Consider the following 15867-nt stretch of genomic DNA (forward strand, 5'->3'; position numbering starts at 1 on the left):
TGATTCCAATTGGGTTTTTATTGCGTAATATTTTTTGAGAACATTTTAAATATTAAAGGCAATACCAATGACAAAAAAGACGTCTATTCAACGTGAACATTTAACAGCGGATGCTATCGAAAAAAAATTATTAGCATCTGAATCTACCCAAAGTATTTTGACCCCTGAGCAAGTTGTACTTCGATACGGTGAGTTATTGAATCAAAAAAAGATTGACGAAATCATAGATCTTTATCATCAAGAAGCTGAAATCATCCCAGACCAATTGCAGAGCCTTTCGGGGAAAGAAGCTATTATCGAATTTTATAAAAATACATTTAATACCATCGAACTTCATGGTGAGTTAAAGATTCAGTCCATTGATCTCGATCATAATTTAGCGATTGTTCGCTGTGAAGAACCGGCTGAAATTAAAGATTTAGATTCAGGATTAATGATAAAGTCTTATTTTCGTGAAATATTTTTGCTGAAGAGAATAGAGCAACAATGGCGTATTTATCGTTATATGTTTTCTCAAAATCCTGCCCAAGCTATGGCTTAATACTTAAATATTTAATTAAAGCCCACATGAGTGGGCTTTTAACCATGTACGTTTTGAAATTCTTAGAATCATGACCTAATCAATCACTTTCATGTCATTGATCAGTTACATTAAGGTAACTGCTTTATTTTTAATCATAAATTATTATATGTCCTCAGTTCGAATGTTTGTCTTCAGAACCTGTCCTTGATTCGCCTCGTGCGAATGCTTTTAAGACCATTGTGGTCAATCACCTAAATTAAAAATTAAATGGGGGATGTATGCCTTCCAAAAATACATCTTGGTATTCAAATGTGAATCCAAATGTTTTTTTAAGTACAGTCATTATTATTGCGTTATTTCTCACTTTAGTGGTTTTAGCACCCAACGCTTTTGATCTTCTCACCAAGCAATTGAATCAATGGATTACAGATTCTTTTAGCTGGTTCTATGTTCTATCTGTCGCTATTTTCCTGATTTTACTCATTTACATTGCATTTTCAGATATGGGTAAAATCAAACTCGGTCCTGATCACAGCCAACCGACCTATAGCAATGGTTCATGGTTCGCCATGCTGTTTACTGCGGGTATGGGTATTGGCTTAATGTTCTTTGGTGTCGCTGAACCTGTGATGCATTATGTCTCTCCACCCGTTGGTGAAGGTGAGACGATTTCTGCTGCACAGCAAGCCATGCGGGTCACCTTTTTCCATTGGGGCTTTCATGCATGGGCGATCTATACCATTGTTGGTTTGGCTTTAGCATACTTCGCATATCGACATAATTTACCTTTAAAAATTCGATCAGCACTTTATCCAATGATTGGTAAGCGTATTTATGGTCCAATCGGGGATGCTGTAGATACCTTCGCCACCATAGGTACCGTATTTGGTGTGGCGACGACACTCGGTTTTGGTGTGACTCAGATTAACTCTGGATTGAATTATCTGTTTGGCATTGAGCAATCTTCGACCACGCAAATTTTTCTGGTCATCATCGTAAGTGCAATGGCATCTCTGTCCGTATTTTTTGGATTAGATAAGGGGATTAAGCGCTTATCAGAATTGAATCTGATTTTAGCGCTTGCCTTATTACTCTTTGTTTTCTTTGCCAGTTCAAGTATTTATTTATTACAGACAACGATTCAAAATGCGGGTCAATACGTTTCTAATTTATTTAGTATGACGTTTAATCTCTATGCCTATCAACCGAATGGTTGGATTGGTGGTTGGACAATTATGTACTGGGCATGGTGGATTTCATGGTCACCATTTGTAGGGATGTTTATTGCTCGGGTCTCAGAAGGACGGAGTATCCGTGAGTTTATTGTGGGAGTATTACTTATTCCGTCAGGATTTACCCTGATTTGGATGGGTTTTATGGGCAATGCTGCGTTATATAGTATTTTGCATGAAGCAAACCATGGACTCGTGACTGCGGTTCAAACGGACTCCTCTGTAGCACTGTTTGAGTTTTTACAAACGCTTCCATTCTCTTCTGTCATGAGTTTAGTCGCAACATTATTGATCATGTTGTTCTTTGTCACCTCAGCGGACTCAGGTGCTTTAGTCACAGATTATCTCACTGCAAAATCTGATCAATCTCCAACTTGGCAACGTCTATTCTGGACATTCTTGATGGCGTTTCTTGCGATCGTTTTGCTTTTGGTTGGTGGCTTAAGTGCCTTGCAATCTGCAACGATGATGAGTGCCTTGCCTTTTACATTGATCATGCTGTTTATCAGTTGGGGCTTGCTCAAAGCCTTAAAACTAGATGTCACCAAAATGTATGCACTTCAAGATGCGAGAATCACACCGCGAGCGATTCAAACACCTCGCAGTTGGCAACAGCGTTTAGGCTTGATTATGCATTATCCGCATAGTGAAGCTGAAGTGCATCATTATATTGATACTGATGTTAAGGCTGCTTTTGAAAGTGTGCAGGTTGAATTTAAGCGGCGTTATTTAAAAGTGATGATCGAACAAATTGAAAATGGTTTGGCATTGAAAGTGGATCATCACAATGAAGTGAATTTTATCTATCAAGTGGTGGCTCGTGAGACTTTACCCCCAAGCTTCATGCCTGAATCGAGTGAAGAAAATATTCGATATTTTCAAGCAGAAGTGTTCTTGCGAGAGGGTGGTCAGGCCTATGACGTGATGGACTGGACTCGTGAAGATTTACTTCAAGACATCATTGATCAATATGAACGTCATTTACACTTTTTGAGTTTGGTGCGTATGCCTGAACCTTCTAAATAAGATGGAATATCCTTTTATCTTGTCTACTTCAAATGTGTTGAATATCGTATTAAAAAAGGACGCTGAGGCGTCCTTTTTATGTATTTACATACTTAGAATGTTTAACCGCGTTTTTTCACAATTCCGTCTTCAATGAGTTGTTGGAAATGCTCAACCAAACTGTTTTCAACTTCACGATATTCAATGCCTAATTCATCTTTACTCTTTTGAGCATTGAAGTAAATTGGGTAACCAACATTCAGCTCGACATATTTACGTGAATGCCCAAGAAAAGGTCCAACTGCTTTGACTAAAAACTTTGGTGTTTCCATACGTGGAAATGGATATTTTGAACCAAAATATTGAGCTAGGGTTTGCCCCATTTCCAACAAAGTCAAAGATTTGGCACTAATGATATAACGACCTTTTGCATCTGCTTTAAATGCAGCAGTTAAATGTGCTTCAGCGACATCACGGACATCGACCAAGGCACTCCAGAGTTTAGGCACACCAAAACGAGTCACACCACTGCCGAATTGTTGTAGTACTTCAACACTACCAGATTTTGTCATTGGAGTAAGAGATGGACCAATGACCAATGCGGGGTTTACGCAGACCAAATCCCAACGAGATTGCGCTTTTTGCATTTGCCATGCTTTACGTTCAGCAGCCACTTTAGAGTAATAATAGGGTTGGTGATCGGGGCTACTTGTCGTATTCCAATGACTTTCGTCAAAGGCACTGTTTCCAGTTTTGAGAATATCAATCGCATCGCCATAAGTTGAGGCAATACTTGAAGTGACTACAACACGTTTTACAGATTCAGTGCGATTTACACTGTTCAGAACATTAATCGTGCCTTTAACAGCTGGATCAACTAAGTCTGCAATTGGGTCTTTAAAATTGGTGACCAAAAAAGGGGAAGCCATGTGAATCACGACTTCGCAGCCTTGCATGGCTTCGTCAAATGAGCCTTCATCAAGTAGATTAGCTTTGAAAAATTTTAGATTGGCATTCAGTTCTTGTGCAATTTTTTCAAGATGAGCAAAACTTGCAGTTTTATTTAAATCACGAACAGTAGCGTGAACAGCGTACCCTTGCTCAAGAAGTTTTTGAATCACCCAACTGGCAATATAGCCTGTTGCACCAGTGACTAGAACGGGTGTTGTTATTGTCTTGCTATCCATATTGTTTCAACTTTGATTGATCAATTTTGCTTTTATCATATTGAGAATCTAAAGATTTGTCTTTGATTAATTTGATCAGGTTTTAATTATTGATTTAGATCATGTGATGCTTTACGCGCTTTGCTTTCATCTAGGGCATTCTGCTGATCTATATGTAACTTGATGGGATAGCCAGATAAGACATTTGATCGTCATCTTGAATTGAATTGACGTACAATGTCAGTTCCCACGCAGGAATCAAACCTGTGTCATCAAATTATTCTCGTCCTTAGTAGATTATTGGCAAAAAAATGGCGCAAGCAAAGAAATCACTCCCTAAACAGAAATCGGAATTACATGCAAGAAACCTACATCGCAGTCGTTACGACTTTCCCCAGCTGATTGCGAGTTGTCCAGAACTTTCGCCTTATGTATCACTGAATCAATATGATGATCTTTCCGTTGATTTTTCCCATCCTGACGCTGTAAAAATGCTGAATAAAGCATTGCTCAAACACTTTTATCAGGTTCAGTATTGGGACATTCCTAAAGATTTCCTTTGCCCGCCGATCCCTGGGAGAGCGGACTATATCCATTATTTGGCTGATCTACTCAGTGCGAGTAATGGTGGTCAAATCCCAGCAGGACATGCAGTTCAGGTGCTCGATATTGGTGTTGGTGCAAATTGTATCTATCCTATTATTGGTCACCGCAGCTATGGTTGGAAATTTGTAGGAACAGATATTCATCCTGCATCGGTCGCTAGTGCTCAGTTGATTACACAAGCAAATCGTAATTTGACCAAAGGGATTCATATTCGTCAGCAAAAAACACCGAAAAATATCTTTAAAGGTATTATTAAGCCCACAGATCGTTTTGATCTCACCTTGTGCAATCCGCCGTTTCATGCGTCTCAAGAGGAAGCGAATGCAACAGCAACGAAGAAATTACGTAATCTTGGAAAGCAGGAGAAAGGGGCTAAGTTGGTCTTGAACTTCGGTGGTCAAAAAAATGAATTGTGGTGTGATGGTGGAGAAGAACGTTTCGTTTGCCAAATGGTCGCAGAAAGTGTGGTTTTTGCTCAGCAATGTTTTTGGTTTACTACGCTCGTATCGAAGAAGACCACTTTACCCGTATTGTTAAAAGCGTTAAAAAATATGGGGGCATTGCAAGTCAAAACTATCGATATGGCTCAGGGGCAGAAAGAGAGCCGTTTTGTGGCCTGGACTTTCCTTGATTCAAAGCAACAGCAAGACTGGATGAGCGCTCGCTGGAAATAGTTTTGAGTTAATGATGTTTTAAGGTGAAAGTTGAGGTGGCTTTAGCGGAGTTTTAGACATTATTCTGCTTAGCGAAGCAAAAGTTTATGAGAGTATTGCTGTGCTTTGATGCATTAAGTTAATCTGAATTGAGTGGCTTAGGGACGATCAACAGATACGGCAATGATTTTGAATTTGGTTACAAAAAACCAATACGACATAAAAGTGGTTTTGTTGGGGGTGCTTCAGTCTTGTGCTGAATGCAAGATGTTCTTTTATATATGTTAATTCGCTTAATAGGCATTGTAAATGCGTATGTTTCTCATTTTTATTTTATATAAATCATAAACTTAGAAATATTTTACTTTGCAAATTAGAGATATATTTAGCATAATCATCCTCAATAGAAATGGAGTTATTGAAATGCGTGGCAATCCAGAAGTAGTAGATTATCTGAATATGTTGATCGGTGGTGAGCTGGCTGCACGTGATCAATACCTAATCCATTCACGTATGTATGAAGATTGGGGACTGAGCAAAATTTTCGAACGTATCGATCATGAGATGCAAGAAGAAGCTCAGCATGCTGATGCGATCATTCGCCGTGTACTTTTCCTTGAAGGGACACCAAATATGAATCGTGAAGATATTGATGTTGGTGAAGACGTTGTTAGTTGTTTAAAAGCAGATTTAAAACTTGAGTATGAAGTTCGTGAAAAACTTGCTCAAGGGGTCAAGTTGTGTGAAGAGAAAGGTGATTACATTACTCGTGACATGCTACGTCAACAAATGTCAGATACTGAAGAAGACCATACTTATTGGTTAGAAAAACAATTACGTTTAATTGAATTGATTGGTTTACAAAACTATATTCAATCACAAATGTAATTTTTGCTGAGCATTTAGCAAAGCTTAAATCATGTTTTGATATGAGAGCTCAACGAAAGTTGGGCTTTTTTAATGTTGATACTTTTTATTTCAGACTATTTTATTTTAATTTTTCAACATGATAGGACTACGTGAACGATATTTAGGGATAATCACAAATTTTGACTATTAATCTCAAAGTGTTCGCTATATTTTAAGTTTTCATTCAGCACACAAAAAGAGAATAAAATGGATGTGGGTGCAGTACTCATTGAGCTAAAACAAGATCGTTTGAAACAAATAAATGATTGGCAAAAAGAATTAGAAAATAGAAAAATAGAAGCGATTGAAACACTTAAAGCAGAAGGTGTCTTGATTGAATCTTGGTTTTATTTAAATTTAGAGGCTAAGGATTATCTTATTGCTTATATGCGCGCCCACGATATTGCAAAGGCACAACAGATTGGTCGTAGCAGCACCTTCGAGATCGATCAGGTTCATAAACAGTTTAAGACAAATTGGTTCAAGGTTTATCCAGCTGAACTATTACTCGACTTAGAAAATAAGGAATAAGAATAAGTATTTAATCTGTGAAAATTTTTAAAGGAACTAATTTTATTGGAAAGGATTTTTCTTCGCCACTATCATTTAATATCCTGTATTTTGTCGTTATTTCACAATGTAGTTATGAATGAGACTTTATATAGTATTCCTAGCATAGGACGCAGAGATTGAAAGGATGCAGAAAATATTACTCATCACAGGTTGGGCTGTAGGGACACAGCCACTAAAAGCATTTAAAGATGCACTGACTCAAAAAGGTTTTGAGGTTGAATTGGTCAACATTTTTAATGGCTTTGATACCCATGATTTTATTAAACATGTCAAGTTAGCTGAACAATTTGATGTGATTATGGGATGGTCTTTAGGCGGACAACTTGCCGCAAAACTTGTGCAACACATTTATGAACAAACCGGACAATTGAAAGCCTTGATCACTTTGGCCAGTAATCCTTGTTTCATCGCCAATGAAACATGGGAGATTGGGATGGAAAATTCAACCTTTTTAAGCTTTAAAGACTCATTTGAGAAAGACCCACTGACCACTTTGAAGCGTTTTTGCTATCTCGTTACCCAAGGACGAAGTAATGCAAAACAAGATTGGCAAAAGTTGCAAAGTTCGGTGAATGACGAGGAACTTGCACTGAAAAGTAGCGGTTTAGATATGTTGGAGCGGTTCAATACTGTTGATATTATTCAACAGTATCCCGGAAATCAATTTCATGTCTTTGCTGAAGGTGATGGGTTAGTTAGTTACAAAATTATCGATAATTTTCGAAAATTAGGCGCAAAGTTTTTAAAAGTTGATTCTATAAATGGTTCGCATGGATTTCCAGTTTTCCAAAGTGATAGCTTAAGTGACAAAATCACTCAATATTTAAAACGACTCTAGAAAAGTTAATTAAGATTGTCTGATCAGGCAATACCTTAATCTTTATTCTCAAGTTATGATCAAAAAAGAATAGGGAAATGAGTCAAATTAGGAATGACGGATAGTTTCGATCAAGCACATCTTTGGCATCCATATACATCGATGCTTAATCCCTTGCCGACGTTTAAAGTGAAGCAGGCATATGGAGCCACGATTGAATTAGAAGATGGTCGCCAATTGATTGATGGGATGTCTTCGTGGTGGTGTGCAATTCATGGGTATAACCATGCGGATTTAAATCAGGCTGCAATTGATCAACTGCAAAAGATGTCGCACATCATGTTTGGAGGACTCACCCATGATCCTGCGATTGAATTAGGTAAATTATTATTAGAAATTACACCTCATAATCTCGATAAAATTTTCTATGCAGATTCTGGTTCGGTAGCAGTAGAAGTTGCCCTTAAAATGGCAGTTCAATATTGGACTGCCCAAGGTTTATCAAAAAAAACCAATTTTTTAACACCGCGCTCGGGTTATCACGGTGATACGTGGAATGCCATGTCGGTCTGTGATCCTGTAACTGGAATGCATCAAGTTTTCGGTTCAAGTTTACCGAATCGTATTTTTGTCGATGCACCATCTATTGGTTTTGATCAAACGTGGCATTCTTCAGAAATAGAATCTTTAGAAAAGGCGATTCAACAGCACCATGAAAGCATTGCCGCTTTCATCATTGAGCCGATTGTTCAAGGTGCGGGGGGGATGCGTTTTTATCACACTGAGTATCTCAAACAAGCAAAACGACTGTGCGAACAATATAATATCTTGATGATTTTTGATGAAATTGCGACAGGTTTTGGTCGTACAGGGAAAATGTTCGCATGGGAACATGCACAAGTTGAGCCTGATATTATGTGTATGGGTAAAGCCTTAACCGGCGGCTATATGACCTTGTCTGCGACCTTAACCACTCAACATGTTGCTGAAACCATTAGTCATGGTGAGGCAGGAGTGTTTATGCATGGACCGACCTTCATGGCAAATCCACTGGCTTGTGCTGTGGCTTTAAAAAGTACGCAATTGCTGTTGTCGCAAGATTGGCAAGCCAATATTCAGCGTATCGAAAGCCATTTAAAAACAAAGCTGAATGTTTTGAACAATATCGAGTACGTCCACGATGTACGTGTATTGGGTGCGATCGGTGTGGTGGAATTAACATTCGATGTGGATATGCGCTCATTACAACAACAGTTTGTAGAACGAGGGGTGTGGGTTCGACCTTTTGGAAAACTGGTTTACGTGATGCCTCCTTATATCATTACTGAGCAGGAACTTGAGTTTCTACTTACGAAGCTGGTAGAGGTCGTTCAATGTATGCAGGCTGATGCTCATCCGATGCAGGAAGTGATGTCATGAATGTATTAGAGCATTATGCATCGCAACTGGATGACTTGAGAAAACAAGGAAATCTTCGCCAATTCACTGCAAATATTCAAATGGGGCGTGATATTCAAATTAATGATCGAAGTATGCTGAATCTCTCATCGAATGATTATTTGGGGTTAGCGGTTGATGAGCGACTTCGAGAAGAATTCTTTGATCTGACTCCTATTTCAGAGCAACGAATGAGTTCATCTTCTTCACGCTTATTAACAGGGAATTTCCCTGAATATGAACAACTGGAGCAGGCTTTAAGTCAGTTATTTGGACATCGTGCGGCATTGTTATTTAACAGTGGTTATCACATGAATATTGGGATTCTGCCTGCATTATGTGACAGTAAAACATTGATCTTGGCGGATAAGTTGGTTCATGCAAGCTTGATTGATGGGATGCGACTTTCAACGGCTCAGTATGTGCGTTATCGCCATAATGATCTCAATCATTTGGATGCACTATTAAAAAAATATCAAGCAGATCAAACTTTTGAACGCATCATAATCGTGACTGAATCTATTTTTAGTATGGATGGTGACGAAGCGGATTTGGCAGCGTTGGTGGCATTAAAAAAACAATATTCAAATGTGATGCTTTATGTGGATGAGGCACATGCGATTGGTGTTCGAGGGAAGCAGGGTTTAGGTATTGTTGAGCAAGCAGCTGTAATTCAAGATGTTGATTTTATTGTTGGAACATTTGGTAAAGCGTTAGCATCGGTGGGTGCTTATTTGATTTGTGATCCGATCATTCGAGATTTCTTGATCAATAAAATGCGTCCATTAATTTTTAGTACCGCACAGCCTCCAATGTGTATGGCATGGACAAATTTTATCTTACAGAAAGTGGTGAAGATGAATGATCAGCGAGAATATTTAAAAGCTTTAAGTCATTCATTGAATACCCAAATTCTTGCAAAAAATTATGATTGTCCATCGAGTAGTCAGATTGTACCTGTGATTGTCGGAGACTCGATTCAAACAGTAGCATTGGCGCACGAGATGCAAAAGGCAGGTTTTTATATCATGCCAGTGCGCCCACCGACAGTTCCACAAGGTGCATCTCGATTAAGGATTTGCTTGAATACGCGAATTGATCAGCATGATCTTGATAGACTTGTTTCATTGCTCTGAGGTTTGAATGGAATTACTTCATCTTGATCCTTTACAGATCGCCAAACGTTTTTCACAAGCTCGGCAGAGCTATGATGAGCATGCCATCATTCAAAAAAAGATCGCGATAAGATTGATGCAATTGATGACAGAGTACAATTGCTTTGATCGTGAACCCGTCGATCATAAACGTATTTTTGAAATTGGTTGTGGGTCTGGGAATTTAACCAAACTCTATACAGACCATTATTCATTTCAGCAAATTTATCTCAATGATTTATATCCTGAAGTAAAACAACACTTTGAAAATATTGGTTTAGAAAAAAACGAGTTAGAGCAAAATGGCTTTAAAACACAGCAGTTACTAACGTGGTGTATTGGTGATGCTGAGAAAATAAGTTTTCCAAAAGAACTCAATCTGATTGTTTCAAGTTCAGCGATACAGTGGATGCAAGATCTAAATGGGCTTTTGAATAAAGTGAATCAAGCTTTAGTAAAACAAGGTTTATTTTGCTTTTCAACTTTTGGAACGCATAATTTAAAAGAAGTAAAAGCCTTAACCCAACAGGGATTAAGCTATCTCGACATGAATGAGATTCAACAGAAACTTGAAGATCAAGGTTTTGAAATTCTACATATTTCAGAGCACGTTGATACCTTAAGTTTTAAGCATCCAAAGCATGTTTTACAGCATTTAAAAGCAACTGGTGTAACTGCCACAGCGAGTAAATTTCGTTGGACGAAGCAATCTTTAGAAGATTTTTACCAAGGTTATCGTCAATTTATCACGACCGATGAACATGAAAATCTAGTTTACCCATTGAGCTATCACCCAATTTATGTGATTGCGCGGAGCGTAGTATGAGTGGTCAAATTTACTTTGTGAGCGGAATTGATACGGGTATTGGTAAAACCTATACCACAGGTTATCTAGCAAAGTTATGGTTTGAGCAAGGTCAAAATGTGATTACGCAAAAGCTCATACAAACTGGAAATGACGATGTTTCAGAGGATATTGAGAAGCATCGTGAAATCATGGGAAGAGGGTGGTTTGCTGAAGATGAATCAAAACTAACCATGCCCGAGATTTTTAGTTATCCTGCTTCACCACATTTAGCGACACAGATTGATGGTCGTGACATTGATTTTGAAAAAATTGAAAATGCGACTCAGCAACTTGCAGATAAATTTGATGTGGTCTTATTGGAAGGGGCTGGTGGTTTGATGGTACCACTTACGACTGAATTGTTGACGATCGACTATTTGGTTAAAAAGAACTATCCGATTATTTTGGTTTCTTCAGGTCGATTGGGCAGTATTAATCATACTTTGTTGAGTTTAGAAGTAATTCAGCAACGTGGTTTGAATTTATTTGCTATGGCTTATAATTTAAAAGATGAATCTCCAGATCCAAAAATTTCACAAGATACTGCTGGTTATCTAAAACGATATTTAAATTTACATTTTCCTCAAACGCAGTGGATTGATATTCCTGCGCTATGAATTTTATTGAAGAATGAACATATAAAAAGCCACTCTATGGAGTGGCTTTTTTATTACGTCTTTTCATGTTCTAACATAAGTTTAGTGATTAGAACTTTTTAAAACCTTTATTCACTGTAAATGGTTTACGCTGTGCAAAGCGACTTTCTTCACGTTGCTGAGTTTCAGCATTGTTACCATTGACTTCTTTACGCTCAAAACGATTACCACTGTTGTAGTTCGTACTTTCATGGCGACGAGGTGCACCTGTTGGGCGATCTTGACGGAAATTACGATTGTCACTACGACCTTGTTCACCTGATTGACGGTTGTCACGGCGTTGATCAAAATTCGGCTGACGAGAATCGCGACGGTTATCCGTGTTCATCGGGCGTGAGTCACGACGTTGGTCAGGACGAGATTCGCGGTTAAACTCAGGTTGAGCTTCACCTTCGTCACGACGTTGTTGACGTAAGTATCCACCACGACGTGCGGCAAGTGGTTTGTCCTGCATACGTTCGTTACGACGTTTCGCCATACCGAATAAGCCAGTACCTTGACGTGGTTTAAGCTCAACAGCTTTAGTCAAGTTGTCGATATCATTTTTATCTAATTCAACCCAACGACCTGTACGAAGTTCACGTGGTAAAATCACTGTACCGTAACGCGTACGCAATAAACGACTTACTTTTAGACCTTGTGATTCAAAGATACGACGTACTTCACGGTTACGACCTTCTTTTACAACCACTTGGTACCAACGGTTGATCCCTTCACCACCAATTTCAGAGAAAGATTCAAACTTTGCAGGGCCGTCATCTAAAACCACGCCTGTCGTCATATTCTTTTTCAATGCAGGGGTTACTTCACCCATGACACGAACAGCATATTCACGCTCAATTTCGCTAGAAGGGTGCATCAAGCGGTTTGCAAGTTCACCGTCGTTTGTAAATAACAATAGACCTGTTGAGTTAATGTCTAGACGCCCCACCATTACCCAACGATCACCTGGAATTGAAGGTAATTGATCAAATACCGTTGGACGGTTTTCAGGGTCATTACGTGAACAGATTTCGCCTTCTGGTTTGTAGTAAATCAGAACGCGACGACGAATTTCATCTTCAATTTGGAACGCTACTTTACGACCATCGATGCGAAGCTCATCGGTAGGTTCAATACGTTCACCAACTTGAGCAATTTGACCGTTGACACTAACACGACCAGCAGCAATGACTTCTTCCATATAACGGCGAGAGCCTAAGCCAACACGTGCTAATACCTTTTGCAATTTTTCACTCATAACAGCATAACCTTAGAAATAATCATCAACAGTTCACCTATTTAAGACTTGGGTGCATTTGCATCCAAAGTCAAAAAAGCTTCCTTGGCATCCTGTAGGGGAGGCAATTGATCCAAAGAATTTAGACCAAAAGCATTCAAAAATTGTGGCGTTGTAACTAACAACGCGGGTCTTCCTGGAAGTTCACGGAACCCAGATTCTTTAATCCAGTTCCATTCGAATAACGTTCTCAGTAATTGACTGTTATTCGTCACTCCACGTATTTGCTCAATATCAGCGCGGGTCACGGGCTGATGGTAAGCGACCACTGCTAATGTTTCTAACAGTGATGGTGATAATTTGGTTGGGCGCTCAGGCCATGTTTGTGCAATTGTACTACGGTACTTGGCACGTACTTGAAAACGAAAACCTTGAGCAGTTTCAATCAGCTCAATCGAACGACCGTGTTGCAATACGACAAGCTGTTGTAAATAAGCTCGAAGTTGTTGCTTTGAATATTGGTTTTGAAAGGCTTCTTTTAAACGAGCTATAGATACAGGTGCATCACTCGCAAAAATAATGGCTTCCATTTGCATCAGAACTTCGTGATGCAACTCTTCGGTATTAAATATCGTGCTTTGATCGATGGTCATGCATGTGATCCCTGAATGGTTAATGGGGTCTCAATGCCTGAACTGACAATCTGCACCTTCTGCTGACGGGTCAATTCTAAAATGGCCATAAACGTCACCACCATACCCATACGACCTTGGCTTGGTTTAAGCAATTTTTCAAAACTTAGTACTTCACCGCTTTGAACCATATATTCAATATAGGCAATTCGTTCCTCGAGTAAAACTGGCTCTTGAACAATCTGGTGAACCACAGGCTCAGGACGGTTAAAGATACAAAATAAAGCATCACGGAGCATGTGAACTTCGTAACCTTCATTGACGGTTTCTATATGACCAATAGAAACATTGGCTAAATAGGTATCACGATGCAAAATTGGCATCTGACCCAAACGTTCAGCCGCTTGTTTTACTCTTAAATATGTTTCTAAACGATCGATCAGCTCTTGTTTTGGATCTTTTTCAATATGAATTGCTTTGGGTTTTGGCAGTAATAAGCGAGACTTTAAGTCCGCTAAAAGTGCTGCCATCACCATATAGTCCGCGGTCAGTTCAATATTTAACGATTTCATACTGTCAATATATGATAAATATTGGCTGGCGATCGGAGCGATATCGAGCTGAAGGAGATCAAAACCATTTTTTTGAATCAGGTAAATCAGAAAATCGAGTGGTCCTTCGAAATGTTCTAAAAGAATTTCGAATGCTGCAGGCGGAATGTATAAATCTTCAGGAATATCTTCTTGCCACTCATCCATGACACGGATGTGTGAAGAGGGCTCCATCGAATTATGGATTGCTTGAGTCATTACAGTTATTAGCCACGCGAATTTTCAAAAGCATGTCGAGCGATTCAGGAGATCACTTATCGAAATCAGTAAAAAGACAGTGATTCGAATTGCATAAAAAAGAATACAGCTATTCTAAATGAAAAAGCCCGATGAATAAATTGAAAATCGCGGTTTTTACGATAAAAAGTATTAAATAAAGTACTGGAGCTTTAAAGCAGATCAAACTTGGAGTTTAAAAACTGTGTTTAAATTAATATTTTATTGAAGATACTGGATAATTGTTTATAAAAAATGCAAAATTGTGACTTTGTTCATACTTATAAAGAATAACAATGTTTGAATATCTAAAAACAGAATTAAACGAATATCACCAAGTTGTTGGGGCACCTGTTGAAACAGATGAAATTGATAAATTTCATGCAGAACAACTGAACGGACGTTGGTGCAAGGTCATTCCAGTCAATACGATTGCAGAGGAAGATGAAGATAGCGCCTTTAGAAATATTTGGCGAACTTTAGATCGTGATACAGAATTGGAGAACGCGAAAGCCATTTGGACCTATATGCGCTATGACGGTTTTAGCTCTCAGGATGATCTTAAGGCAAGTTTAAAAACTGAGTTTGGTCTGAAACAGGCACAGCATTATTTGGTGCAAGTGGGGCATCAGTATTGGGGTTGGATGGGTTTGATCAATATTGATGAGCTGAATCGTAAAGCTGAAATTGGCAATATCTTTTTTTCTGATCAGTTAAGACATACTACGGCAGCAACTGAAGCGATTTATTTATTATTGAATCAATGTTTTGATTACGGTTTCCGTAAAGTCGAATGGCGCTGCGATGAGTCTAATGAGGCATCTGTAAATGCTGCGGTGCGTTTTGGTTTCTTATATGAAGGAACGCTGAGACAAGATCGAATTGTGAAAGGGCGCAATCGTAATACCGCATGTTTTTCAATTTTGGATGAAGAATGGCAAAAGCTTAAATTGGCTTTTGAAGATTGGTTGAAACAAGATAATTTCAATCTAGAGCGTGAGCAGAAAATACGATTGGAAGATTTTATGAAGTTATATCCAATCACAGGTCGTAAAGATAAGAAGTAATATTGAAATAATTAAGGCCATCTTTATGATGGCTTTTTTATTGAGTTGAATTAAATTAAACTGTAAAAGTTAAGTGATTAAAAAATATAAAGATTAATTGTGAATTATAAGATTGTTGCATTGGTTGCATTGGTTGCATTGGTTGCAATTCTTGTTGCCATTTATGTCGGATTTCCAAAGTATAAACAGAATCAGCGTGAAAATAATGTCCGAGAGTTTCTTAAAGGTCCATTTGTTGGAGCTGTTAAAGAGGAAGCGTCAGGGGCAGCTCATCTAAGAGGATTTCAAATGGATATTCTGAATCATTATCGAGACTTCAGAATTTATGAAACTTTTCCTTTTTCGAAATCAGAAGCGCCAAATTTAATTCAAAATGTTGATTTAATTTTAAGACAACAAATGTGCAAAACAATCAATCAAATTTCAAATTCAGATATGCCTCAAAACGATATTGAAGCTCTTTTTACGGTCTTCAAAGAGGATAAAGTTACGTTTCATCTGATCGTAAAAGATAAATATGGCGTGGAAATGTTTAAGACATGAC

General features: G+C 38.5%; 15 protein-coding genes and 1 pseudogene. 12 read left to right on the plus strand and 4 right to left on the minus strand.

Annotated elements, in window-relative coordinates; all coding sequences use genetic code 11:
- The first annotated feature begins 67 nt into the window (after positions 1–67).
- Positions 68–541 carry a YybH family protein gene (locus AC5YDM_RS02465; RefSeq protein ID WP_496150568.1) on the plus strand — a complete coding sequence of 158 codons (474 nt, stop codon included), beginning with the start codon at positions 68–70 and terminating at the stop codon, positions 539–541.
- A gap of 260 nt (positions 542–801) precedes the next feature.
- The gene (locus AC5YDM_RS02470; protein WP_496150569.1) at positions 802–2781 is read left to right on the plus strand and encodes a glycine betaine transporter; all 1980 of its coding nucleotides are present in this window, start codon (positions 802–804) and stop codon (positions 2779–2781) included.
- 101 nt (positions 2782–2882) lie between these two features.
- Here the strand turns inward: AC5YDM_RS02470 and AC5YDM_RS02475 are convergent, their stop codons facing one another.
- The gene (locus AC5YDM_RS02475; protein ID WP_496150570.1) at positions 2883–3947 is read right to left on the minus strand and encodes an SDR family oxidoreductase; all 1065 of its coding nucleotides are present in this window, start codon (positions 3945–3947) and stop codon (positions 2883–2885) included.
- 290 nt (positions 3948–4237) lie between these two features.
- Here AC5YDM_RS02475 and rlmF point away from each other — a divergent pair, with 290 nt between their 5' ends.
- The 8 genes from rlmF (at position 4238) to bioD (ending at position 11539) form a co-directional block, all read left to right on the plus strand.
- Positions 4238–5206, plus strand: coding sequence for a 23S rRNA (adenine(1618)-N(6))-methyltransferase RlmF (gene rlmF / locus AC5YDM_RS02480; protein ID WP_496150571.1), 969 nt, complete (start codon positions 4238–4240; stop codon positions 5204–5206).
- Between the two features lie 402 nt (positions 5207–5608).
- Positions 5609–6073 (plus strand): heteropolymeric bacterioferritin subunit Ftn, encoded by a 465-nt coding sequence (gene ftn / locus AC5YDM_RS02485; RefSeq protein WP_496150572.1) that lies wholly within the window; start codon positions 5609–5611, stop codon positions 6071–6073.
- A 228-nt stretch (positions 6074–6301) separates the two neighbouring features.
- Positions 6302–6625 (plus strand): DUF6176 family protein, encoded by a 324-nt coding sequence (locus tag AC5YDM_RS02490; RefSeq protein WP_496150573.1) that lies wholly within the window; start codon positions 6302–6304, stop codon positions 6623–6625.
- 166 nt (positions 6626–6791) lie between these two features.
- Positions 6792–7505, plus strand: coding sequence for an alpha/beta hydrolase family protein (locus AC5YDM_RS02495; RefSeq protein ID WP_496150574.1), 714 nt, complete (start codon positions 6792–6794; stop codon positions 7503–7505).
- Positions 7506–7598: 93 nt separating this feature from the next.
- Positions 7599–8903 (plus strand): adenosylmethionine--8-amino-7-oxononanoate transaminase, encoded by a 1305-nt coding sequence (bioA, locus tag AC5YDM_RS02500; RefSeq protein WP_496150575.1) that lies wholly within the window; start codon positions 7599–7601, stop codon positions 8901–8903.
- A complete protein-coding gene (locus AC5YDM_RS02505; protein ID WP_496150576.1) occupies positions 8900–10057 on the plus strand; it encodes an 8-amino-7-oxononanoate synthase in 1158 nt (385 codons plus the stop codon). The genes bioA and AC5YDM_RS02505 overlap by 4 nt, the downstream gene beginning before the upstream one ends.
- 7 nt (positions 10058–10064) lie before the next feature.
- Positions 10065–10901 (plus strand): malonyl-ACP O-methyltransferase BioC, encoded by an 837-nt coding sequence (gene bioC, locus AC5YDM_RS02510; RefSeq protein ID WP_496150577.1) that lies wholly within the window; start codon positions 10065–10067, stop codon positions 10899–10901.
- Complete coding sequence (gene bioD / locus AC5YDM_RS02515) at positions 10898–11539, plus strand: dethiobiotin synthase (protein WP_496150578.1); 642 nt, start codon at positions 10898–10900, stop codon at positions 11537–11539. Before bioC ends, bioD begins: the two co-directional genes overlap by 4 nt.
- A 415-nt stretch (positions 11540–11954) precedes the next feature.
- Here bioD and rluB read toward each other — a convergent pair.
- The 3 genes and pseudogenes from rluB to AC5YDM_RS02530 all read right to left on the minus strand — a co-directional run.
- Positions 11955–12818, minus strand: a pseudogene (gene rluB, locus AC5YDM_RS02520) (23S rRNA pseudouridine(2605) synthase RluB); the annotation flags it as partial.
- 41 nt (positions 12819–12859) lie between these two features.
- Positions 12860–13450 carry an SMC-Scp complex subunit ScpB gene (gene scpB, locus AC5YDM_RS02525; RefSeq protein ID WP_496150579.1) on the minus strand — a complete coding sequence of 197 codons (591 nt, stop codon included), beginning with the start codon at positions 13448–13450 and terminating at the stop codon, positions 12860–12862.
- Positions 13447–14238, minus strand: coding sequence for a segregation and condensation protein A (locus AC5YDM_RS02530; protein WP_496150580.1), 792 nt, complete (start codon positions 14236–14238; stop codon positions 13447–13449). The genes scpB and AC5YDM_RS02530 overlap by 4 nt, the downstream gene beginning before the upstream one ends.
- Positions 14239–14552: 314 nt before the next feature.
- Here AC5YDM_RS02530 and AC5YDM_RS02535 point away from each other — a divergent pair, with 314 nt between their 5' ends.
- Together AC5YDM_RS02535 and AC5YDM_RS02540 are read left to right on the plus strand one after the other, a co-directional pair.
- The gene (locus AC5YDM_RS02535) at positions 14553–15323 is read left to right on the plus strand and encodes a GNAT family N-acetyltransferase (RefSeq protein ID WP_496150581.1); all 771 of its coding nucleotides are present in this window, start codon (positions 14553–14555) and stop codon (positions 15321–15323) included.
- A gap of 99 nt (positions 15324–15422) precedes the next feature.
- Complete coding sequence (locus AC5YDM_RS02540; RefSeq protein WP_496150582.1) at positions 15423–15866, plus strand: hypothetical protein; 444 nt, start codon at positions 15423–15425, stop codon at positions 15864–15866.
- Position 15867 lies beyond the last annotated feature (1 nt).

The sequence above is a fragment of the Acinetobacter sp. CY81 genome (genome assembly GCF_059515925.1).

Bases quoted from the DNA above. Each gene is read 5' to 3' on its own strand.
- bioA (WP_496150575.1), top strand. From the start codon at position 7,599: ATGACGGATAGTTTCGATCAAGCACATCTTTGGCATCCATATACATCG.
- AC5YDM_RS02495 (WP_496150574.1), top strand. From the start codon at position 6,792: ATGCAGAAAATATTACTCATCACAGGTTGGGCTGTAGGGACACAGCCA.
- AC5YDM_RS02475 (WP_496150570.1), bottom strand. From the start codon at position 3,947: ATGGATAGCAAGACAATAACAACACCCGTTCTAGTCACTGGTGCAACA.
- ftn (WP_496150572.1), top strand. From the start codon at position 5,609: ATGCGTGGCAATCCAGAAGTAGTAGATTATCTGAATATGTTGATCGGT.
- bioD (WP_496150578.1), top strand. From the start codon at position 10,898: ATGAGTGGTCAAATTTACTTTGTGAGCGGAATTGATACGGGTATTGGT.
- AC5YDM_RS02505 (WP_496150576.1), top strand. From the start codon at position 8,900: ATGAATGTATTAGAGCATTATGCATCGCAACTGGATGACTTGAGAAAA.
- AC5YDM_RS02470 (WP_496150569.1), top strand. From the start codon at position 802: ATGCCTTCCAAAAATACATCTTGGTATTCAAATGTGAATCCAAATGTT.
- AC5YDM_RS02530 (WP_496150580.1), bottom strand. From the start codon at position 14,238: ATGACTCAAGCAATCCATAATTCGATGGAGCCCTCTTCACACATCCGT.
- scpB (WP_496150579.1), bottom strand. From the start codon at position 13,450: ATGACCATCGATCAAAGCACGATATTTAATACCGAAGAGTTGCATCAC.
- rlmF (WP_496150571.1), top strand. From the start codon at position 4,238: ATGGCGCAAGCAAAGAAATCACTCCCTAAACAGAAATCGGAATTACAT.
- bioC (WP_496150577.1), top strand. From the start codon at position 10,065: ATGGAATTACTTCATCTTGATCCTTTACAGATCGCCAAACGTTTTTCA.
- AC5YDM_RS02535 (WP_496150581.1), top strand. From the start codon at position 14,553: ATGTTTGAATATCTAAAAACAGAATTAAACGAATATCACCAAGTTGTT.
- AC5YDM_RS02465 (WP_496150568.1), top strand. From the start codon at position 68: ATGACAAAAAAGACGTCTATTCAACGTGAACATTTAACAGCGGATGCT.
- AC5YDM_RS02490 (WP_496150573.1), top strand. From the start codon at position 6,302: ATGGATGTGGGTGCAGTACTCATTGAGCTAAAACAAGATCGTTTGAAA.